Annotated in this window: 14 protein-coding genes; 11 read left to right on the top strand and 3 right to left on the bottom strand. The window is 70.1% G+C overall.

What is annotated here, in order from left to right; all coding sequences use genetic code 11:
- Positions 1 to 51: 51 nt before the first annotated feature.
- Positions 52 to 651, top strand: coding sequence for a hypothetical protein (locus ABT352_RS30965; protein ID WP_350948512.1), 600 nt, complete (start codon positions 52 to 54; stop codon positions 649 to 651).
- A gap of 714 nt (positions 652 to 1365) precedes the next feature.
- Positions 1366 to 2082 carry a GntR family transcriptional regulator gene (locus ABT352_RS30960; protein ID WP_350948511.1) on the top strand — a complete coding sequence of 239 codons (717 nt, stop codon included), beginning with the start codon at positions 1366 to 1368 and terminating at the stop codon, positions 2080 to 2082.
- Between the two features lie 665 nt (positions 2083 to 2747).
- On the opposite strand, the gene ABT352_RS30955 is transcribed toward ABT352_RS30960, so the two are convergent.
- Together ABT352_RS30955 and ABT352_RS30950 are read right to left on the bottom strand one after the other, a co-directional pair.
- Positions 2748 to 3728 carry a Gfo/Idh/MocA family protein gene (locus ABT352_RS30955; protein ID WP_350948510.1) on the bottom strand — a complete coding sequence of 327 codons (981 nt, stop codon included), beginning with the start codon at positions 3726 to 3728 and terminating at the stop codon, positions 2748 to 2750.
- 95 nt (positions 3729 to 3823) lie between these two features.
- On the bottom strand, positions 3824 to 5407 hold the full coding sequence (locus ABT352_RS30950; protein ID WP_350948509.1) for a peptide chain release factor 3: 1584 nt from the start codon (positions 5405 to 5407) through the stop codon (positions 3824 to 3826).
- Between the two features lie 251 nt (positions 5408 to 5658).
- Between ABT352_RS30950 and ABT352_RS30945 the strand changes: the two genes are divergently transcribed.
- The 6 genes from ABT352_RS30945 (at position 5659) to ABT352_RS30920 (ending at position 16364) form a co-directional block, all read left to right on the top strand.
- A complete protein-coding gene (locus tag ABT352_RS30945; RefSeq protein ID WP_350948602.1) occupies positions 5659 to 6420 on the top strand; it encodes a PP2C family protein-serine/threonine phosphatase in 762 nt (253 codons plus the stop codon).
- 597 nt (positions 6421 to 7017) lie between these two features.
- Positions 7018 to 7584 carry a hypothetical protein gene (locus ABT352_RS30940; protein ID WP_350948508.1) on the top strand — a complete coding sequence of 189 codons (567 nt, stop codon included), beginning with the start codon at positions 7018 to 7020 and terminating at the stop codon, positions 7582 to 7584.
- A 13-nt stretch (positions 7585 to 7597) separates the two neighbouring features.
- On the top strand, positions 7598 to 9739 hold the full coding sequence (locus ABT352_RS30935; RefSeq protein ID WP_350948507.1) for a flotillin family protein: 2142 nt from the start codon (positions 7598 to 7600) through the stop codon (positions 9737 to 9739).
- Positions 9736 to 14913, top strand: a complete 5178-nt coding sequence (locus tag ABT352_RS30930) for a DNA repair ATPase (RefSeq protein WP_350948506.1) — start codon at positions 9736 to 9738, stop codon at positions 14911 to 14913. The genes ABT352_RS30935 and ABT352_RS30930 overlap by 4 nt, the downstream gene beginning before the upstream one ends.
- 50 nt (positions 14914 to 14963) lie before the next feature.
- Positions 14964 to 15344, top strand: coding sequence for a DUF488 domain-containing protein (locus ABT352_RS30925; RefSeq protein ID WP_350948505.1), 381 nt, complete (start codon positions 14964 to 14966; stop codon positions 15342 to 15344).
- A gap of 189 nt (positions 15345 to 15533) precedes the next feature.
- The gene (locus ABT352_RS30920; RefSeq protein WP_350948504.1) at positions 15534 to 16364 is read left to right on the top strand and encodes a phosphoribosylaminoimidazolesuccinocarboxamide synthase; all 831 of its coding nucleotides are present in this window, start codon (positions 15534 to 15536) and stop codon (positions 16362 to 16364) included.
- Positions 16365 to 16512: 148 nt separating this feature from the next.
- On the opposite strand, the gene ABT352_RS30915 is transcribed toward ABT352_RS30920, so the two are convergent.
- On the bottom strand, positions 16513 to 17316 hold the full coding sequence (locus ABT352_RS30915; RefSeq protein WP_350948503.1) for a PP2C family protein-serine/threonine phosphatase: 804 nt from the start codon (positions 17314 to 17316) through the stop codon (positions 16513 to 16515).
- 84 nt (positions 17317 to 17400) lie between these two features.
- On the opposite strand from ABT352_RS30915, the gene ABT352_RS30910 reads away from it, so the two are divergent.
- The 3 genes from ABT352_RS30910 to ABT352_RS30900 all read left to right on the top strand — a co-directional run bounded on the left by ABT352_RS30910 (position 17401) and on the right by ABT352_RS30900 (position 21330).
- Complete coding sequence (locus ABT352_RS30910) at positions 17401 to 19368, top strand: N-6 DNA methylase (protein ID WP_350948502.1); 1968 nt, start codon at positions 17401 to 17403, stop codon at positions 19366 to 19368.
- Between the two features lie 25 nt (positions 19369 to 19393).
- The gene (locus ABT352_RS30905; protein WP_350948501.1) at positions 19394 to 20287 is read left to right on the top strand and encodes a serine/threonine-protein kinase; all 894 of its coding nucleotides are present in this window, start codon (positions 19394 to 19396) and stop codon (positions 20285 to 20287) included.
- Between the two features lie 110 nt (positions 20288 to 20397).
- Positions 20398 to 21330, top strand: a complete 933-nt coding sequence (locus ABT352_RS30900; protein ID WP_350948500.1) for an MBL fold metallo-hydrolase — start codon at positions 20398 to 20400, stop codon at positions 21328 to 21330.
- The last annotated feature ends 63 nt before the right edge of the window (positions 21331 to 21393 follow it).

Raw genomic sequence — 21393 nt, 5'->3', positions numbered from 1 at the left:
CGCCCGGCCCAAGAAGAGGGGGTGATGTCGTCAAGGAAGGGAAAACCTACCATGCGCCTTCTTCGTACGCTGAGCTCGGTCGCGGCCTGCGCCGCCCTCCTCGTTCTCCCTCTCCAGGCTCCGGCCTCGGCTGCCACGACCGCGCCCGTCAAGGGCGGCGAGACCAAGGTCACCACGGTCCGGGGCCTGGGCAAGGTCCTTCTTGAGAACGGAATCGCCGTCTACGCCACCTCTCCCGGCAAGACCGGGGTTCACCTCTCCGGCGACAACCTGGCGCTCTCCTTCAGCTACCCGGTCACCGGTGGCCGGGCCTCGGTCGACCCGTTGGCCGGGAAGGTCGGGCACCGCGGCGACCTGGCGTTCGTCAACATGAAGAACGGCAAGCGGCTCAAGGTCGGCGACTTCGTCATCGACCTGGCCAAGGGCAAGATCAGTGGCAACGTCAACGACAACCCCAAGTCCCGCGTTCCGGTCTTCGACCTCGACCTGTCGGTCGCCAAGCTCAAGGTGGACGGCTCGGTCGTGCACGCCCGCAACATCCGGGTCAAGCTGACCGCCGTCGCGGCGGGCGCGCTGAACAAGACGCTGAAGACCCACCTGTTCTCGGGAGGCCAGCGAATCGGCACCGCGTCGACCACTCTGCGCCTCTGAGCGACCCCGACGCCGCTCCCCCCAACCGGGGAGGCCACGGTCCTGCCTGGTGAGCTTTCAGCTCACCAGGCGCCCCGGCCCATGAGGGCCGGGGCGCCTTACGTGTTTTCGGGACCTTCCGGTGTTTCCAGGGTGTCTCGGGGTTCTCCGGACGCGAGGAGAGGGGGATCACGGCCGCATGGACACTATGGCGGGGGATTCCGTGTGTCGCCGTCCCCGAGCCAGAGGAGGTCGGAGTGCAGTCGTCGTGCGGCACTGTGCGCGCTCGTCCACCGGCCGAAACCGTTGCCGTTCACTCCGACGGTTGCCGCCGCTCCGCCTGGCAGTGTCAGCCCGTATGCCACCACCTCTGTCATGACTCCTTCGTCATCCCTCGCACACTCCTGAATCAGGGCGAACAGGCGTGGCTCACCTGTCAGAGCGGATGTCTCTACACGGACGTGTCCCGACCCCGTATCGCGAGTGAGGTCTCCGCCGAAGCCCGAATCATGGCGGGCGGGCGGTTGGTCGGACTGAAGGGAACGTTCCACGGCGAGTGCTCTCTTCCTGCCTGGCGCCTCGCGAAGGCGGTGCGATCCGAATTCGTTCGCGAAGCAACCTGTCTGTTCTTTGGCCAGCGACAGCTCTATAGTGTTCTAGAGCACTGGCAAAGTCAATCGCTGATTCAGAGTGCACTAGAACAGGAGTCTCATGATGGCCGGCAGCCCACAGGCGATGGCTCCATACAGGCGGATCGCCGCACAGATCAAGGCCAGGATCGAGAGCGGGGAGATCCGGCCGGGCGACCGGATTCCGTCGGTGCGGGAGATTATGCGCGACGAGGGAGTGTCCACCGCGACAGCCACCCGAGTCGCCGCCGTGCTGAGAGCGGAAGGCTACGCGGAGTCGGTTCCTGGGATCGGCACCCTGGCCAACCTGCCGAAGAAGATCACAGCAGGTTCCGATCGCCTTCAGATGCTGCGGGCGAACGGGAGCGGCTACCGCGAGGGCGAGCGAGTTGAGATCTTGAGCGCCGGTCTCGTTCCGGCACCCGAGGCTGTCGCGGACGCGCTGGAGATCGAAGAGGGAGTCGCCGTCGTCCAACGTCGTCGTGCCTACTACGACGACAGAGGGCTCGTGGCGCTGTCCACCTCATGGCTTCCGGGTGAGCTGGGCCAGGTGGTGCCCGAACTACTGGTCGCGGAACCGCTCCCGAGAATGACCTTCGGGCTGGTCGAGGACAGAGCGGGCCGACGGGCCGTCAGACGGCGCGACATCGTCGCCATCAGGCCGGTCCCCGAGGACATCGCCTCGGCACTCGGCATGGAAAGCGGTCAACCGGCACTCACCATGACCAACCTCTACTGGGACCAGCACGACGAGGTGACCGAGTACGCCGTGGACTTTCTCGGCCCCAGCCGCGAACTCTCAGCCGACTACACCCTGAAATAACCCCTCAACCGGATGGCGTGGCTGGACAAGAAGACGATCCACCTTGCCCTGACCTCTGCAGGTATCCCCTACCTCGGCGGTAATCAACGGGTGACATCCGAGGCCGGAATGCTCACGACATGAGTGGTGAAACCCGTGACATCGTGGAAGAACTGCTGCGTCGGACAGCCCAAGGCGATCACGATGACACCGGTGTCCACGACGAGGGGCCCGCTAGCGCGCCCGGGTAGTGCGGCCTGTGGCGCCTCAGCCCTGGACTGGGTCGTGCACAGGACGCTTCAGCTACGGCGACCCGCCCTGGAGGCCGGTAAAGGACGCTTCAGCGGCGGCGGGTCGTCAGGGCGGCCGGAAAGAAAGCAACTACGGCCCGCACCCCGCACGGCCCGAACACGTGCAGCGGAGGTGGGCGGGTGCTCCGGCCGGCTTAAAAAGAGCCCGCAACCACCACGCCCGAGCAGGCCGGAGGCCTGAACCACCAGAGCGCAACTGAGACGGCCGGCCGGAGCACCCGCCCACCGCAGCGAGCACAAAGAGCCACCCACCCGCCGCATGCGCGCACGAACACCAACCACACCGGCGCAATGAGCACCCGCACGGTGCACCCGGAAAAATCCGGGTGCACCGAAAGAGAACAGCCCCAGCTATAAGAAAAAACGCCCGCTCAACTATTCACCCGGAAAACGGACACCCACCTGCGAGCGAACCTCGTCCATGATGCCCATCACGTCCAACGTCGCCTGCCAGGACATCAGCGGGCTCTCCAGCAGCCCCTCCCGCAGGCAGCGCATCGCCTCGACCGCCTCGTGCAGCATGCCCTTGCCGTCGAAGGGGACGTGGAAGGTCTCCGACTCGCCCTCCGTGGGATGCAGGACGAAGGTGTCGGGGCGGAAGAACGGGCCGGGCACCTCGATCCGGCCGAGCGGGCCGGAGATGGACGCGGCGACCGGGCTGTGCGTGGTGAGGCCGCAGGACAACAAGGCGACAGCGCCGTTGTCGTAGCCGAGCAGCACGCCGGTGTTCTCGTCCACCCCTTCCGGGGTCAGCCGCGCCCAGGAGCGCACACCGGCCGGGACGCCGAGCACCATGTGGGCGAAGGAGATCGGGTAGACGCCCACGTCGAGCAGGGCGCCACCGCCGAGTTTCGGGTTGCGGAGCCGGTGCTCGGGCGGGACGGAGACGGAGAAGCCGAAGTCGGCGTGGACGCTGTTGACCGGGCCGATGGCGCCTCCCTCGACCAGTTCCATGACCTTGCGGACGGCCGGGAGGCAGCGCGTCCACATCGCCTCCATCAGGAACAGGCCGCGCTCCCGCGCGAGGTCGACCAGCGCGGCGGCCTCACCTCGGTTGAGGGTGAACGCCTTCTCGCACAGGACGGCCTTGCCTCCTTCGAGGCAGGCCCGTACGGCGTCGTGGTGGGCGTTCTGGGTGTTGGCCACGTAGACGATGTCCACGTCGGGGTCGGCGGCGAGCTCGGCCCAGCTTCCGTGGGCCCGCGGGATGCCGTGCCGGTCGGCGAAGGCCCGTGCGGACTCCTCCGACCGCGATCCGACCGCGACCACCTCGGCGTCAGGCAGGAGCTTCAGGTCCTCGGTGAAGGTCGCGGCGATGCCGCCGGTCGCCAGAATGCCCCACTTAATCACGCTCATAACGACATATCTCACCATGAATGTGCAACGGGAAGGTCTCCTGACCTCCCCGTCTCACCTCATACGAGCCTCACGCGACCCGTCTCACCTCGACATCACCCGCGCGTGTCCGCGAGCAGCGCGTTCAGCACCAGGTCGGGGTGCTCGCGCAGCACGCCGCGCATGCGCCACTCGTCGGTGAACAGCGCGAGCAGCACCCCGTCCAGCGAGCGGGTGAAGACCTCCACCCCGCGCTGGCGGGCCAGGATCGCCGCCGACTCGGCGTCGGTGAGCCTGGCGATGCTGAAGTCGAGCCGGTCCATCAGGATCTCGGTGTTGAACTCGGCGGCCATGCGGTGCTTGACCACGTCGAACTGCATCGGCCCCACCGCCGCGAGCACCGGCGACTGGTCGCCGCGGACGTCGGAGCGCAGCACCTGGACCACGCCCTCGGCGTCGAGCTGCTCGATGCCCTTGCGGAACTGCTTGGATCGGCTGGAGTCGCGGACCCTGGCGGTGGAGAAGTGCTCGGGGGCGAAGCTCGGGATCCTGGGGAACTCGACGGGCGGGCCGTCGTACAGCGTGTCACCGGGCCGCAGCGCGCTGGCGTTGACCAGGCCGACCACGTCGCCGGGGTACGCCTCGTCGATCGTGGCGCGCTCCTGGCCGAAGACCGACTGGGCGTACTTGGTGGCGAACGGGCGGGCGGTGGCCGCGTGGACGAGGACCATGCCGCGCTCGAACCTGCCCGAGCAGACCCGGACGAAGGCGATGCGGTCGCGGTGCGAGGGGTCCATGTTGGCCTGCACCTTGAAGACCAGGCCGGAGAACGGCTCCTCCAGCGGGCGCGGGTCGTCGGCGACATCGGGGCGAGGTGTGGGGGCGGGGGCGATGTCGACCATGGCGTCCAGCAGGCGGCCGACGCCGAAGTTGGACAGCGCGGCCCCGAACAGCACCGGGGTCGACTCGTGCGCCTCGAAGGTCTTCTGGTCGTGGTCGGCGCCGATCGCCGAGAGCAGGTCGATCTCGTCCTTGGCCCGCTCCCAGTCGCCGCCCAGCTCCGCGAGGGCCTGCTCGGCGCTCAGGTCGGTCTCGATGGCCTTGGTGGCGCCGCCGGGGGTGCGGGTGTAGCGGACGATCCGGTCGTCGGTGCGGTCGGCCACGCCGTGGAAGAAGCCGCCGGTGCCGATCGGCCAGGTGATCGGCGTCGGCTTCAGGCCGGTGCGCTCCTCGATCTCGTCCAGCAGCTCCAGGGCCTCGCGGCCCGGCCGGTCCCACTTGTTGACGAACGTGATCACGGGGATGCGGCGGTGCCGGCAGACCTCGAACAGCTTCAAGGTCTGCGGCTCCATGCCCTTGGCCGCGTCCAGCAGCATGACCGCGCAGTCGACGGCGGCGAGCACCCGGTAGGTGTCCTCGGAGAAGTCGGCGTGGCCGGGGGTGTCGACGAGGTTGAACATGTGCCCGCGGTACTCGAACCGGAGGGCGGCGGAGGTGATCGAGATGCCTCTCGCCTTCTCCATCTCCATCCAGTCGGAGGTGACCCCGCGCCGCCCGGACTTGCCGTGCACCGCACCCGCCTGGCTGATCGCGGAGGCGTGCAGCGCCAGTGCCTCGGTCATGGTCGACTTACCCGCGTCGGGGTGGCTGATCACCGCGAACGTGCGACGACGAGCCGCCTCCTGAATGATCGCGGCCATTACTGATCTCCTAGCGATGCGTGAGGTGGGGCAATCCGGGCACAGTGCGGGGGTGCTGGAGGGACCCCGCGTGGCGCTGAAACCAGCTTACGCGCCACCGTGGGTGTCAACAGATGTGGCAACACTTCCCCAGGCCGCTTGCGTCACCATGGTGTTAAGTGGATTGTGGAACATCTCGGTTCGCCCTATGCCCATCCCAACTGTCCGAAAGCGGCTCAGCTCGTGCAACTCGACGATCCAGTGATGTGCAGATGATCACGCTGCGCTATACGGCAGGTTCCGACGTCGGCCGGATCCGGCAAGGCAACGAGGACGCCGCCTACGCGGGCGCCCGGCTTCTCGCCGTGGCCGACGGGATGGGCGGCCACGTGGGCGGGGAGGTCGCCAGCTCCGCGGCGATCGCCAGCGTCGCCTCCCTGGACCACGAGTGCCCCGGCGACCTCGCCGCCGCCGCCGAGGCGGGGGTCCGCAAGGCCAACCAGCGCCTGCGCGAGCTGGTCGAGGAGGACCCGTCGCTCACCGGCATGGGGACCACCCTGACCCTGATGCTCTGGAACGGCTCTCGCGTCGCCCTCGCCCACATCGGCGACTCCCGCGCCTACCTCCTGCGCAACGGTGACCTGTACCAGATCACCTACGACCACACCCTGGTCCAGACGCTGATGGACGACGGCCGGATCACCGCCGAGGAGGCGGCCCGCCATCCGCACCGGTCGATCCTGCTGCAGGTCCTCGACGGCGGCGACAACCTTGAGCTCGACCTCTCCCTGCGGGACGCCGAGCTCGGTGACCGCTATCTGCTCTGTTCCGACGGGTTGTCGGGGGTGGTCGACGCCGAGCGGCTCCGCCAGGTGCTGGCCGAGGTCGACGATCTCGACGAGGTGACGCGGCAGCTGATCGCGCTCGCCTGCGAGGCGGGCGGGCCCGACAACATCACCTGCGTGGTCGCCGACGTGGTCGAGGGGGAGATGTCGGACACCTCGGTGGTGGTCGGCTCGGCCAACCCCTCGTAGAGACCGGTCTCCCGCGAAGCCCCGATCCTGGCGGGAATCAACCCCTCGGAGAGACCTGACTCTCGCGGAGGGAACCGGCTCATGGGTGCCCTCTCGTGCAGGGAGCCGTTCCGGTAGGTGAAGGGTCCTGGTCGTCGACGGAGACAACGGCTATCGTCGGAGATCCTCGCCGATCACCGCCCCGGAGGGATGTCCTCATGTACAAGGAGTTCGCCATCGAGGCCGTCGTGTGGCTCATTCCGATCGTGATCCTCGTCGGTCTCGCCTACATGATCACTCGCCCCGCCTGACCTCCGCGACGGTTTTCCGGAGCATCTTCTCGCGACAGAGCCGAGGACGCGGAGCCCGCTCCCGCTCCTCCGCTTCCGCATGCCCCCTGCCACCGGCCCTCGTACGCGCCGGTAGCCGCCGCACTTAAAGATCATGCGGATTCTGTCCGCTTCGGGAACTATCTCCTTTAACTGTTCTTTATCTGTATATAGTCACCTACACGTGTTCAGGGGACCACGTTCCGACAGATCAGCGGGGGGATTTCGCACGCCAATGGGCCAGTTCGTCGATGCCGCACTGTCTTTTCCGACCGTCCTGTTCACGTTCATGCTTGTGGTGATCATCGCGTACTGGATGCTCGTCGCGGCCGGCGTGTTCGGGTTCGACGGTGACGGCGGCGACGGCGGTGACGGTGCCGAGGCGACGGGGGCCACCGGTTTCCTCAGCGGTCTGGGACTCGGCGGAGTCCCGGCCGCGGTGGTCGTCTCGCTGCTGGTCGTCGTCGCGTGGTTCGCGAGCCTCGTGGGCGGCACGCTGTTCACGAGCACCCCCGCCCTGGTCGCCGTACTGGTCGCGGCACTGGTCTGCGCCTGGGCATGCACGCGCCTCGTCGTCCTCTCACTGCGACGGCTCGTCCCGAAGGAGCGCGTCCCCTCCCGCGCCGACTTCGTGGGCCGCGTGTGCGTCATCCGCACGCGCCGCGTCGGCCGTGACTTCGGCCAGGCCGAGGTCACCTCCGCCGACGGCTCTTCCGCTCTCGTTCAAGTACGACAGACCGGTGACGAGGATTTCGCCGCCGGCAGCGTCGCCCTGATCTTCGCCTATGACTCCCCCGGCGAGTTCTTCTGGGTGATGCCGTACGACGCGGAACTCGACCCTGATCGTTCCATTTAACCGAGGGGCCACATTGGACGTCATATCCACCGGGCTCGGCATCCTTCTCGCCGTCGTCCTCCTCGTCGTCATCGGCATGCTCTTCATGATCAGCCGGTTGTTCTACAAGGTGGAACAGGGCAAGGCCCTGATCATCTCGAAGATCAACAAGGTTGACGTCACCTTCACCGGCGCCGTCGTGCTGCCCGTCTTCCACAAGTCCGAGCTGATGGACATCTCGGTGAAGACCATCGAGATCGCGCGCACCGGCCGTGAGGGCCTGATCTGCCGCGACAACATCCGCGCCGACATCCGCATCACCTTCTTCGTCCGCGTCAACAAGACCGTCGAGGACGTGGTGAAGGTCGCCCAGGCCATCGGCACCGCACGCGCGAGCGACCAGGAAACGCTGCAGGAGCTGTTCAACGCCAAGTTCTCCGAGGCGCTCAAGACGGTCGGCAAGCAGCTCGACTTCGTGGACCTCTACACCCAGCGTGACCAGTTCCGCGACCAGATCATCCAGGTCATCGGCACCGACCTCAACGGCTACAGCCTTGAGGACGCGGCCATCGACTACCTGGAGCAGACCTCCCTGGCCGCCCTGGACAGGAACAACATCCTCGACGCGCAGGGCATCAGGAAGATCACCGAGCTCACCGCCATCGAGCACGTCCGGACCAACGAGTTCCAGCGGCGCGAGGAGAAGGAGATCACCCGCCAGAACGTGGACGCGCGGGAGGCGATCCTGGAGCTGGAGCGCCGGCAGGCCGACGCGGAGACCAAGCAGAAGCGCGAGGTCGAGACCATGCGGGCCCGCGAGGAGGCGGAGACCGCCAAGGTCCAGGCCGAGGAGCGGCTCAAGGCGCAGGCCGCGCACCTGCGCACCGACGAGCAGCTCGGCGTCCAGCACGAGAACCAGGCCCGTGAGATCGCGGTGGCGGCGAAGAACCGCGAGCGGGTCATCGCCATCGAGACCGAGCGCATCGAGAAGGACCGCCTGCTCGAGGTGATCGCCCGCGAGCGCGAGACCGAGCTGTCGCGCATCTCCAAGGACAAGGAGCTGGAGGGCGAGAAGCGCTCCATCGCCGAGGTGATCCGCGAGCGGATCGTGGTGGAGAAGACGGTCGCCGAGCAGGAGGAGAGCATCAAGCGCCTGCGCGTGGTCGAGGAGGCCGAGCGGACCCGCCAGGCTGTGATCATCCAGGCCGAGGCCGAGGCGCAGGAGAGCCTGGTCAAGGACATCAAGGCGGCCGAGGCCTCCGAGGCGTCGTCCAAGCACCGGGCGCGCGAGGCGCTGGTGCTGGCCGAGTCGCGGCAGCAGGCGGCCGAGCTCGACGCCCGCGCCAAGATCCGTCTCGCCGAGGGCGTGCAGGCCGAGGCCGCCGCCGTCGGCCTGGCCGAGGTGCAGGTACGCGAGCGGGACGCCGCGGCGATCGAGAAGGTCGGCCGCGCCGAGGCCGCCGTCGAGCGGGAGAAGGCGCTCGCGATCGCCGAGGGCGAGCAGGCCAGGGCCCACGCCGCCGCCACCGCGGTCCGCGAGAAGCTCAAGGCCGAGGCCGAGGGCGAGCAGGCCATGGCGCTCGCCGCCGCCGCGACGGTCGGCGAGAAGCTCAAGGCCGAGGCCGAGGGTCTCACCGAGAAGGCCGCGGCGATGGCCGCGCTCACCGACGCGACCCGCTCCCACGAGGAGTACCGCCTGCGCCTGGACGCCGAGAAGGAGATCCGCCTCGCCGGGGTGAACGCCCAGTTCAAGATCGCCGAGGCGCAGGCCTCCGTGGTGTCGGCCGGATTGTCCAAGGCCAACATCGACATCGTCGGCGGCGACACCGTGTTCTTCGACCGGCTGATGAACTCGATCAGCATGGGCAAGGCCGTGGACGGCTTCGTGGAGAACTCCGACGTCACCCGCACCCTGGCCGGGCCCTACCTGGACGGCTCGGCGAGCCTCCCCGCCGACCTGGGCAGGGTGATCGGCTCGATCGACACCGCCGACGTGCGCAACCTCTCGCTGTCCGCGCTGCTGATGAAAATGATGAACGAGGGCGGTCCCGACGCGGACAAACTGCGCGGCCTGCTGAGTGAGACCCAGGCGCCGGCCACGACCGAGGTCCCCGTCGCGGCGCTCGACACCGTCGGCAACTCCACCGGCAACTCCACCGGATCCGTCAAGCGGTGACGTCCTCCACGGCGGAGGCCGTCACCGGCGCCCCCGGCGAGGGGGCGGGGCTGGACGCGGGCACCTACGAGGTGCTCCGCGCCCGGCTGGCCGAGCAGGCCGCCGAGCTGGCCCGGCAGTCCGACGCGCTCAACGCCGAACGCCTCGCGGTGTTCGGCGGGGCCGAACTGCGTCTCATCGGCACCGAGCGGATACGCACCGAGAACAATTGCGTGCCTCGCGACATCGTCTCGGTCGGCGGGCTCATGCTCTTCGGCTACAACGTGTTCATCGGGATGAAGCCGGAGACGACCATCGAGGACGTCTTCTCCGCGCACACGTTCGTCCGGGAGGACGGGGGCGGCGGGAGCGGTGGGAGCGGTGAAAGCACGGAGAACGGCGGGAGCGCGTTCCGGTTCGACCCCGTGCCGATGTTCCGCGACCCGCGCTTCGAGCGGGACTTCGCCGACCTCTACCGGTACTACCGGGAGACCCGGCTGCTCCAGCTCCGCCGGGTCGAGGGCAAGTTGCTCGCCGTCTTCCAGACCGGCCCGCAGGACACCCGCGTGCTGCGCTGGCAGGTCGATGCCGACGGCACGCTCTCGTACATCGACGACCGTGGCGAGCGCGACCACACCTTCCCGCCCTCGCACGACTTCGAGTGGATTCCCACCACCCGCGACGACCACGTGCTGGGCCGCCACCCGCACATCTCGATCGAGGGCGAGGTGTTCGTCGAAACCGTCGGCGGCGACCTCACCATCAAGATCGAGAACAACACCGAGAGCGGGGAGGGCGTCTACCGTGAGCCCGTCACGGAGCCGCTGCAGAGCCTCGCCGACGCGGAGGTCCACCACGCCAGGATCGGCCCGCTGATCCTGCTGCGGGTGCGGCCGTACAAGGAACCCGAGTGGCGCCACCTGGTGTTCAACACCCGGACCAAGGAGGTGGTCCGCCTCGACGGCATCGGGCAGGCCTGCCAGCGCCTGCCCGAGGACCAGGGGATCATCTTCCCCGGCGGCTACTACCTGTCCACCGGGGTGAACAAGACGTTCGACACCGACGTGTCCGAGCTGGAGTTCGAGCGGGTGATCCGCTCCCCCAACGGCGAGGACGTGCTGTACGTCTTCCACGCCCGCGCCGAGGGCCGGTCGCTGCTGCTGCCGTACAACGTGATCCGCAAGCGGGTGGAGACCCCGCTGTCGTGTCATGGGTACTCGCTGTTCGACGACGGCACGCTGGTCGTCTTCAGGGCCACCTCCGACGAGCCCACCCGCGTCCACCCCATGCAGGTCTGGCAGACGGCCTACCAGTCGGACGTCTACGCGGCCGGGCGCCCGGTCGGCACCGGGCCGCTGGAGCGGATCGGCAACGCGGAGCTGGTGCGCGGCATCTCCGACTGCCTCTCGGTGGCGCGGATGGTCGAGGAGATGGCGCCGTCGATCCCGGTCTTCGAGGCGCTGATCGCCTCCTGCGCCCGGGTCTTCGACCACTACCACTGGCTGGGCGAGCACCGGCTGCGCGGCCCGCTCGCCGACCTGCGGGCCACCGCCGAGCAGGTGCTCGACGAGTTCGAGAAGGTCCAGTCGCTCACCCGGCAGGCCGCCGAGGCACTGGAGACCGCCGAGGCCGAGGTCACCGCGCTCGTACGGCACACGCGGGCCGACGCACCCAGGTCCGCGCGGGGCTGGATCGACCGGCTGTCGGAGCTGCGGCGCTCGCAGGGACACCTGGTGACCCTGCGCGAGCTGCGCCACGTCGACACCGCGAGGATCGACGCGCTCGACGCGGAACTCACGACCGAGCTGGGCGGCACCGCGCGGCGCGCGGCGGAGTTCCTGCGGGGGGACGACGCCTTCGCCGGGTACCACGCGGAGGTCGAGCGGCTGGTCGCCGACGCGGGCGCCATCACGACCGTGGCCGAGGCGGGGCCGGTCGGCGAGCGGCTGGAGGGGCAGGCCCGCGGCCTGGAGATCGTGGTCGAGGTGGTCGGCACGCTCGACATCGCCGACGCCACGGTGAGGACCGCCATCCTGGAGCGGGTCGGCGAGGTGCTCGGCGGGGTGAACCGCGCCCGCGCCACCCTGGAGGCCCGGCGCGCGGAACTGCTCGCCGGTGAGGGGCGGGCGGCCTTCGCGGCCGAGTACGCCCTGCTCGGGCAGGCGATCACCGGGGCGCTCGCGATGTCCGACACCCCCGAGCGCTGCGACGAGCAGCTGGGCCGCCTGATGCTCCAGCTGGAGAACCTGGAGTCGCGCTTCACCGAGTTCGACGACTTCCTGGGGCAGCTCGCCTCCAAGCGGGAGGACGTCTACGAGGCGTTCTCCTCGCGCCGCCAGGCGCTGCTGGACGAGCGGGCCCGCCGCGCCGACCGGCTCGCCGACTCGGCGACGCGCATCCTGTCGAGCGTGCGGCGCCGGGTGGCCGGGCTGACGTCGCTGGACGAGGTCAACACCTACTTCGGGTCCGACCCGATGGTGCTCAAGCTGAAGGGCGTGGCCGGGGAGCTGCGCGCGCTGGGCGACCAGGTGCGCGCCGAAGAGCTCGAAGGCCGGATCAAGTCGGCCCGCCAGGAGGCTGGCCGCGCCCTGCGCGACCGGCTCGACCTCTACAGCGACGGCGGGGAGACCATCCGGCTCGGCCGCCACCTGTTCGCGGTCAACACCCAGGCGCCCGACCTCACCCTCGTCCCGCACCAGGACCAGATGGCCTTCGCCGTCACCGGGACCGACTACCGCTCCCCGGTGCGCGACGCGGCCTTCGAGGAGACCCGGCCGTTCTGGAACCAGCTGACGGTCTCGGAGTCGCCCGAGGTCTACCGGGGCGAGCACCTCGCCGCCTCGATCCTCGCCGCCGCCGAGGCCGGCACCCTGTCCCTGGGGTCCCCGGGCTCCCCGGGCGGGTGGCAGGTCTCCCTGGACGCGCTGCACGAGGCCGCGGTGGACGGCGGGGAACTGCTGGAGATCGTCCGCAAGGTGGCGGAGACCCGGTACGACGAGGGCTACGAACGGGGTGTCCACGACCACGACGCCACCGCGATCCTGCGGGCCGCGCTCCGCCTGCACGCGGGCGCCGGACTGCTGCGCTACCCGCCCGCCGCGAGGGCCGCCGCCCAGCTCTTCTGGGCCTTCGGCACCGACGAGACGGCCCGCGCGGCGTGGACCACCCGGGCGACGTCGCTCGTGCGGGCACGGGCCCTGTTCGGCGGGGTGGAGGCGGTCCAGGAGACCCGCGCCGCCCTCGGCTCCGCGATCGCGTCCTTCGTCCGAGGTCTCCACGACCGGCCGGGCAGCGCGGCGGGCGCGCTCGCCGTCGCCGCCACGAGCACGGCCGGGGAGTCCCGGACGGGCGGGACGCGCACGCGGGGGGACGAGGGCGTCTGCGAGCTGGCCGGGGAGTATCTCTTCGAGGAGCTGCCCGGCAAGCCGTTCGGTTTCGTGACCGGTGCGGGGGCGCGATCGCTGCTCGACCGGTTCGACCGGGCGCTGGGACCGGCGCGCGGGGAGTTCGAGGACGACCTGCGGGCGCTCGGCGACGACCTCGCCGCACGCCACCGCCTGGCCGAGGCGTGGCTCTCGGCCTTCGAGGGCTCGGCTCCCGGCTCAGGGTCGGGTTCGGGCTCGGCACTGGGTTCGGGCTCGGCGCTCGGCTCGACGTCGGCGGGAGGCCGGGAAGCGGGCGCGGGAGGGGCTCCGGGAGCCGGTTCCGCGGAGCTGGTGGAGGCGGTGGCCGTACTGCTGTGCGAGGTGCCCCGGCACGACTCCTCCGCGGCGCTGACCGTCACGGTCGAAGGGCTGCTCGGCACGCACCCGCGGATCTCCGGGCACGCGATGGAGCTTCGCCTGGACGAGTTCCTGACCAGGACCCGGCACTTCCGCGACCACCGCGTCCCCGCGTACCGCGCCTACCAGAGGCGGCGCAACGAGCTGGTCGCGGCCGAACGCGAGCGGCTGAGGCTGGAGGAGTTCCAGCCGAAGGTGATGACCGCCTTCGTCCGCAACCAGCTGCTCGACGAGGTCTACCTGCCGCTGATCGGCGACAACCTGGCCAAGCAGCTCGGCGCGGCCGGGGACGCCAAGCGGACCGACCAGATGGGCATGCTGCTGCTCATCTCCCCGCCGGGCTACGGCAAGACCACCCTCATGGAGTACGTGGCCAACCGGCTCGGGCTGATCTTCGTCAAGGTCAACGGCCCGGCCCTGGGGCACTTGGTGACCTCGGTGGACCCGGCGCAGGCGCCCGACGCGACGGCGCGGCAGGAGATCGAGAAGATCTCCTTCGCGCTGGAGATGGGCAACAACGTCCTGCTGTACCTGGACGACATCCAGCACACCTCCCCCGAGCTGCTGCAGAAGTTCATCTCTTTGTGCGACGGCCAGCGCCGGATGGAGGGCGTCTGGGAGGGGAAGACCCGCACCTACGACCTGCGCGGCAAGCGCTTCGCGGTCTGCATGGCGGGCAACCCGTACACCGAGGCGGGCAAGCGCTTCCGCATCCCCGACATGCTCGCCAACCGCGCCGACGTGTGGAACCTCGGCGACGTGCTGTCGGGGCGGGACGAGCTGTTCGCGCTGAGCTACATCGACAACGCGCTCACCTCCAACCCGGTCCTGGCGCCGCTCTCCACCCGCGACCGGGGCGACATCCGCCTTCTGGTACGGCTGGCGCGGGGCGACTCGGGGGTCCGGGCCGACCAGCTCTCCCACCCGTACTCCTCAGTGGAGCTGGAGCAGGTCCTCGCGGTGCTGCGCAAGCTGCTGCGGATCCAGCGGGTGGTGCTCGCCAACAACCAGGCGTACATCGCCTCCGCCGCCCAGGCGGACGCGTCGCGGACCGAGCCCCCGTTCCAGCTCCAGGGCTCGTACCGGAACATGAACAAGCTCGCGGCCAGGGTCGTCCCGGTGATGAACGACGCCGAGCTGGAGGCCGTGATCGACGACCACTACCTCGGCGAGGCCCAGACCCTCACCTCGGGCGCGGAGGCCAACCTGCTCAAACTGGCCGAGCTGCGCGGCACCATCACCCCCGCACAGGCCGCGCGGTGGGCCGAGGTGAAGACCGCCTACCTGCGTTCCCAGGCTCTCGGCGGCGCGGAGGACGACCCGATGACCCGTGCGGTCGGCGCGGTCGGCCTGCTCGCCGACCGGGTGAGCACCGCCATCGAACACGCCGCCGACCGCCTCTCACCCGACTGATCGACTCCACCGGGTGGCTGCCATTACCGTCACCCGGGAACGACCACGTCATGGCTGACGAACCAGAAGTGCGGGTGCGCCGGATCTACGAGGAGCCGGAGGCCGAGGACGGTGCCAGGGTGCTGGTCGATCGGGTCTGGCCGCGCGGGCTCTCCAAGGAGAAGGCGCATCTTCAGGAGTGGTGCAAGGCGGTGGCACCCTCGACCGAGTTGCGCAAGTGGTACGGCCACGATCCGGCTCGGTTCGAGGAGTTCCGCCACCGCTACCGGGCCGAACTGGAGGACCCCGAGCGGGCCACCGCACTTGAGCACCTGCGGGAGCTGGCGGAGCAGCGAACGGTGACGCTCCTGACCGCGACCAGGCAGGCCGACATCAGCGAGGCCGTGGTCCTGGCCGACCTGCTGCGGGGTCGACCGCGGCGTCCCACGTGAGCCTGGCACCGAAGGGAGCACGGCCCTGCGAGTAGCGAGGGCCGAGGGGGTCGCGAAACTCTCCCCGAGCAGGTGAGGGGGTGCCCGGTTGCCGGGTCGCCGCCGGATCTCGAATACGGTGGGCAGGTGTCGGTCAGCGACCGGTGGCCCGCGAGGCGGCCGCCGGGTCGAGCGAGAGCAAGGAACGCAGTGAAGCTTCTTCATTCAGGGAAGGTCCGCGACGTCTACGAGGACCGCGGGGACATCATCCTGGTGGCGTCCGACCGGGTGTCGGTGTACGACGTGATCCTGCCCACCCCGATCCCCGACAAGGGGAAGATCCTCACACGGCTGTCACTGTGGTGGTTCGAGCAACTCGCCGACATCGTGCCCAACCACGTGATCTCGGCGACCGACGTGCCCGCCGAGTTCGAGGGGCGCGCGGTGCGGTGCAGGAAGCTGGAGATGGCGAAGGTCGAGTGCGTCGCGCGCGGCTACCTGACCGGGGGCGGGCTGAAGGAGTACCGGGAGCACGGATCGGTCTCCGGCGTGCCGCTCCCGCCCGGACTGCTCGACGGCTCCAAACTGCCCGAGCCGATCTTCACTCCGTCCACCAAGGCGCCGCTCGGGCAGCACGACGAGCCCATCTCCTTCGAGGACGTCGTCGCCCTGGAGGGCGCGGAGGTCGCCGAGGAGTTCCGGCGGATCACGCTGGAGATCTACCGGCGAGGCTCCGAACTCGCCGCGGAGCGGGGCGTCATCATCGCGGACACCAAGATCGAGCTGGGCTGGGACTCCGAGGGCACCCTCGTGCTCGGCGACGAGGTGCTCACCTCCGACTCCTCCCGATTCTGGCCCGCCGACCGGTGGGAGCCCGGCCACGCGCAGTTCTCCTTCGACAAGCAGTACGTGCGCGACTGGGCGACCGGCACGGGCTGGGACAAGAAGGAACCCGCCCCCGAGGTGCCCGCCGAGGTCGTGGAGGTCACCCGGCAGCGCTACATCGAAGCCTACGAACGCATCACCGGCAAAACCTGGTAAATCCAGGAGCCCGGCGCCACCAAGCCGCGTGACCTGCCGAACGCCGGGAGCCGGTGTCCTCGGTGAGCGTCTGAGGCCAGGGCCCGCGAGTCGGGGGCCGGGGGTTCTCCTGCGGGAGGTCGCCCTCGGCCGTCCGCGGGATCGCGGGTCAGAGGGGAAGTTTCCGCTCGACCGCGGCGCCCACGATGGCCGGGCCCGGCTGGGCCGCGCCGGTGGGCGCCCCGAAGTCGGCCACGATGCAGGTGATGTTGTCGGGGCCGCCGCCCCGGTTGGCCAGGTCGATGAGCCGGCGGACGGCCTCGTCGGGGTCGGAGATCTCGGTCAGCGTGTTGAACAGGGTCTCGGGGCCGACCACGGCGGTCAGGCCGTCGGAGCAGAGCAGGTAGCGGTCCTGCGGGTAGGCCTCGCGCAGCGAAAGGTCCAGCTCCCCGTCGCCAGTGCCTTCGAGGACCCGCAGCACCATCGACCGGCGCGGGTGCTCGGCGGCCTGCTCCGGGGTGATCCGCCCCTCGTCCACCAGCGACTGGACCAGGGTGTGGTCGTGGGTGATCTGGTACAGGGCGCCGTCGCGCAGCATGTAGGCCCGGGAGTCTCCCACGTGGGCCAGGGCGAAGGTGGCACCGTTCCAGAGCATCGCGGTCAACGTGGTGCCCATGCCGCGGAGCGTGGGGTCCTGCTCGCTCATGTCGTGCAGCGTGTGGTTCACGTCCCTCGCCGCGCCCTTGAGCGCGGCGAGCAGGTCGACACCGTCGGCGGGCAGGGTGTCGTCCAGCTTCGCCATGGCTGTGACGGCAAGTGAACTGGCGACCTCTCCACCCGCGTGACCACCCATGCCGTCGGCTATGGCGAGCAGGCGTGCACTCGCGTAGCCCGAGTCCTCGTTCGCCTCACGACGGACACCCACGTCGGAGCGGGCCGCGTAGCGCAGTGCAAGTGGTTGGTTCAGTGCCATGAGGGCAGTAAATCATTGGTTGAAGCACTTCACAAGCAAAGTCGTTGTAGACCGTTGCGGCACGGTCAACTACTGTGACCCACCATGGAGGAGAGTCAGGAGATCACCGTGAACGCGGGCGACATCGCCCGGCTCGCCGGGGTCGGCAGGGCTGCGGTGAGCAACTGGCGCCGCCGCCACGAGGACTTTCCCCAGCCGGTGGGCGGCACCACCTCCAGCCCGCTGTTCTCCCTGCCCGAGATCGCCGTGTGGTTGCGCGCGAACGGCAAGTCGTTCGAAGTCTCGCTCGGCGACCTGGTCTGGCAGCGGATGCGCACCTCGGTCGACGACCTCAGGCTGGGCGAACTCGTGGGCGGGGTCGGCGCGTTCCTGCTCTTCCTGCGCCGCGAACCCACCCTCTGGCGTGATCATGGCACGAAGTCTCTCACCCGCGTGGCCGAGGTGACGACGGATCTTCCCGGCTCCGCCGATCTTCTTCTGGACGACCTCGCCCTCGTCCGGCTGGTGGCCGAGCTCGCCGCCGAGCGCGACCCGCTGGAGGTCTTCGAGTTCCTGTTCCAGCGCTACGCCGAGGCCCACTCCCGCCAGCTCCCGGTCACCAGGGACGACGTGGCCGCGCTCATGGTCGGGCTCGCGGCCGGGGAGGGCGGCGTCGTCCTCGACCCCGCGTGCGGCGTCGGGACACTGCTGCTGGGCGCGGACTCCCTCGCCGGGCCGCGCACGGGCTCACGGACGGGCCGCAAGGGGCGTGCCCGGTCGGAACGGAAGACCGTCCTGATCGGGCAGGAGATCAACGAGTCGAACGCGCTGCTCACCGCCGTACGGGTGCTGCTGCGCGGCGCGGAGGCGCGGATCGTCGCCGGCGACTCGCTGCGCGAGGATCGCCTCGCCGGTGAGCTCGCCGACGCCGTGGTCTGCGACCCGCCGTTCAACGAGCGGGTCTGGGGACACGAGGACCTCGCCGGTGACCCGCGCTGGGAGTACGGGCTGCCGCCGCGCGGGGAGTCGGAGCTGGCGTGGGTGCAGCACTGCCTGGCCCGGGTGAGACCGGGCGGCCTGGTGGCGATCCTGATGCCCACCGCCGCCGCCAGCCGCCGTCCCGGCAAGCGGATCCGCGGCAACCTGCTCCGGGCGGGCGCGCTGCGTGCCGTGGTGACGCTCGCGCCGGGCGGTCCCGACCTGTGGATCCTCCGCAGGCCCGACGGCGGGCGTCCGCCGTCCCGGCTGCTGCTGGTGGACGCCGGTGACAACCTGTCGATCGTGGAGCCCGCCTGGCGCGCGTACCAGAAGGACCCCGAGGCCGAGCTGTCCGGCGAGAGCAGGACGGTACGGATCATCGACCTGCTCGACGACGAGGTCGACCTCGCCCCGTCCAGGCACCGCCCGCAGCACGGCGGCCCCGACCTCCTGCGCGACTTCACCGACGCCCTGGCCGGCTTCAAGGAGACCTCGGCCCTGCTCCCGGACGCCACCCCCGCCCTCCAGCCGCTCGCCGAACGGCAGGACCTGCCGACCACCACGGTCGGCGAGCTGGCCAAGGCGGGACTGATCACGATCCTGCAGGCACCGGCGAGGATGTCCGCCGACGAGGGTCCCCTGCCGGTGCTGACCGCCGAGGACACCGCGGCGGGCACGCCGCCCTCCGGCCGGACCACCCTCGACCCGGCCCTGGTCATGATCCGGCCGGGTGACGTGGTGACCACCGTGCTGGGCGCGGTCAGGGTGATCACCCACGGTGGCGCGGCGCTCGGCCCGCAGCTCACGCTCTACCGAGTCGATCCGCAGCGGCTCGACTCCGGGTTCCTCGCCGGGTTCCTGCGCTCGGCCGACGCGGCCAGGGTCCATCCCAGCTCCAGCCGCCTCGACGTGCGGCGGGCGCGGGTGCCCGTGCTGCCGCTGTCCGACCAGCGGATGTACGGCACGGCCTTCCGCGAGCTGTTCGACCTTGAGGACAAACTGCGCGAAACACGGACGCTGGGGGAAACGCTGATCCGGCTAGGCTTTGACGGACTGGTCGACGGTCATCTCCGGCCGTGCGACCAAGGGGCTTGATGCCCGCAGGTCCAGGGGAGGGTCGATGGTCATCGGCGACCGGTACGTCCTCGACGACCTCCCTCTCGGCCAGGGAGGCATGGGGGCCGTCTACGGCGGTCACGACAAGCATCTCGACCGCAGGGTGGCCGTCAAGTTCTTAAAGTTCCTCACCGGCCCCGACGAGGAGCTGAAGCGGCGTTTCCTGCGCGAGGCCCGCATCCTGGCCAGGCTGGAGCACCCCGGCGCTCCGGTCCTGTACGACTTCGGCACCTTCGACCAGCGGCTCTTCCAGGTGATGCAGTTCATCGAGGGCGTCACCGTGGCCGACGTGGTCAGCGAGCACGGCCCGCTCCCCGTGCCGTGGGCGGCGGCGATCGCCGCCCAGGCGTGCGCGGTGCTGACGGCCGCCCACGCGCTGTCCGTCTGCCATCGCGACCTGAAGCCGACCAACCTGATGCTCTGCCCCGACGGGAGCGTGAAGGTCCTCGACTTCGGCCTGGCCGTGCTGCGCGAGGCCGACTCCACCCAGTTCACCCGGGTGGGCCAGATCCTCGGCACCCCGTCGTACATGGCTCCCGAGCAGATCCAGCGCGGCCTGTCCGGCCCCCGCAGCGATCTCTACGCCCTCGGGTGCGTGATCCACGAGATGCTGACGGGCCGCCAGCTGTTCACCGGCCCCACCGAGTACGCGGTGTTCGAGCGCCAGGTGAAGGAACGCCCGCCACGGGTGCCCGGCATCCCCGACGAGCTGAACCGCCTCCTCGCCGACCTGCTGGAGAAGGACCCCGACGACCGCCCCTCGGGAGCCGACGTCCTCTACGAGAGGCTGCAGCCCTTCGCGGTGGACCTGCCGATGCTTCCCGGCTTCCTGCACCCGTCGTCGGTGCCGAGCCCGGGGCGGATGTACGCGCGGATGGTCGGCCGGGTCCTGGGGTGAGGTCCTGGACCGAGGTGCTGCGCCGAGGTCCCGGACCGGGGGCCTGTGTGAGGTCCCGGGTTGAGGTCCCAGGCCGGGGGCCTGCGCCGAGGTCCCGGGTTGGGGGGAGAATGCGATTCGTGGAAGGTCGATGGGTCGAGGTGGCGGACCGGGTGCTCGTGCGGCGGTACGCCAAGCTGGACCTGTCCGTGGGGCTGGTCATGGGCGACGGCGGCTGCCTGGTGGTCGACACGCGGGGAGACGAGCGGCAGGGGGCGGAGCTGCTCGCGGAGGTGAGACGGATCACCCGCGACCCGTGGACGGTGGCGATCACCCATTCGCACTTCGACCACAGCTTCGGCACCCGGTCCTTCCTCGGCTGCCCGGTCTGGGCGCACGAGGACTGCCGCGCCGACCTGGTCGAGAACGGCGGCCGGGCGAGGGGCGAGTGGGAACGGTACTACCGGGATCTGGGGCGGCCGGACATCGCCGACGACATCGCGAGGACCGAGATCGTGCCGCCGGACCATCTGGTGACCGACCGGACGCGGCTCGTCGTCGGAGGCCGCCCGGTCGTCCTCGCCCACCTCGGCCGCGGCCACTCCGGCAACGACCTCGTCGTCCACGTGCCGGACGCCGGGGTGATCTTCGCCGGGGATCTGGTGGAGAACGGCGCGCCGCCCGCCTACGAGGACGCCTATCCCCTCGAATGGCCCGCCACACTCACCGGGCTCCTCGGCCTGCTCGACCGGCCCGACGACGGTCCCGGTCCCGACGGAACGACCGAGTTCTTCCCCGCCTCCGGTGACACGACCACCCCCACCTCCGGCTCCGGCTCCGGCTCCGGCTCCGGCTCCGGCTCCGGTGGCACGGTCGTTCCCGGGCACGGCGACCCGGTCGACCGCGCGTTCGTCCTCGCCCAGCACGCGGAGATCGCCGCCCTCGCCGAGTTGTGCGGGCGGGTGGCGGCAGGTCTGCTCTCCCCCGCCGACGCCGTACGCCTGTCGCCGTACCCCGAGGAGACCACCGAGATCGCCCTCGGCCGCGTCACGGGTGGCCCCTGAGAGGGGCACAGGGAAGGGAGCGGACCGCCTCGCCGGGCCCGGACGCCCTGGCGGCCCGTCGCG

It is taken from the genome of Streptosporangium sp. NPDC000563 (assembly GCF_040299985.1).
Classification (GTDB): domain Bacteria; phylum Actinomycetota; class Actinomycetes; order Streptosporangiales; family Streptosporangiaceae; genus Streptosporangium.
Note: the sequence above shows the minus strand (reverse complement) of the source record. Positions and strands in the feature narration are given on the sequence as shown.

What these genes read in the sequence shown, in the direction of transcription:
- ABT352_RS30965 (WP_350948512.1), top strand. Translation starts at nt 52, where the DNA reads ATGCGCCTTCTTCGTACGCTGAGCTCGGTCGCGGCCTGCGCCGCCCTC.
- ABT352_RS30960 (WP_350948511.1), top strand. Translation starts at nt 1,366, where the DNA reads ATGGCTCCATACAGGCGGATCGCCGCACAGATCAAGGCCAGGATCGAG.
- ABT352_RS30955 (WP_350948510.1), bottom strand. Translation starts at nt 3,728, where the DNA reads ATGAGCGTGATTAAGTGGGGCATTCTGGCGACCGGCGGCATCGCCGCG.
- ABT352_RS30950 (WP_350948509.1), bottom strand. Translation starts at nt 5,407, where the DNA reads ATGGCCGCGATCATTCAGGAGGCGGCTCGTCGTCGCACGTTCGCGGTG.
- ABT352_RS30945 (WP_350948602.1), top strand. Translation starts at nt 5,659, where the DNA reads ATGATCACGCTGCGCTATACGGCAGGTTCCGACGTCGGCCGGATCCGG.
- ABT352_RS30940 (WP_350948508.1), top strand. Translation starts at nt 7,018, where the DNA reads ATGCTTGTGGTGATCATCGCGTACTGGATGCTCGTCGCGGCCGGCGTG.
- ABT352_RS30925 (WP_350948505.1), top strand. Translation starts at nt 14,964, where the DNA reads ATGGCTGACGAACCAGAAGTGCGGGTGCGCCGGATCTACGAGGAGCCG.
- ABT352_RS30915 (WP_350948503.1), bottom strand. Translation starts at nt 17,316, where the DNA reads ATGGCACTGAACCAACCACTTGCACTGCGCTACGCGGCCCGCTCCGAC.
- ABT352_RS30910 (WP_350948502.1), top strand. Translation starts at nt 17,401, where the DNA reads ATGGAGGAGAGTCAGGAGATCACCGTGAACGCGGGCGACATCGCCCGG.
- ABT352_RS30905 (WP_350948501.1), top strand. Translation starts at nt 19,394, where the DNA reads ATGGTCATCGGCGACCGGTACGTCCTCGACGACCTCCCTCTCGGCCAG.
- ABT352_RS30900 (WP_350948500.1), top strand. Translation starts at nt 20,398, where the DNA reads ATGCGATTCGTGGAAGGTCGATGGGTCGAGGTGGCGGACCGGGTGCTC.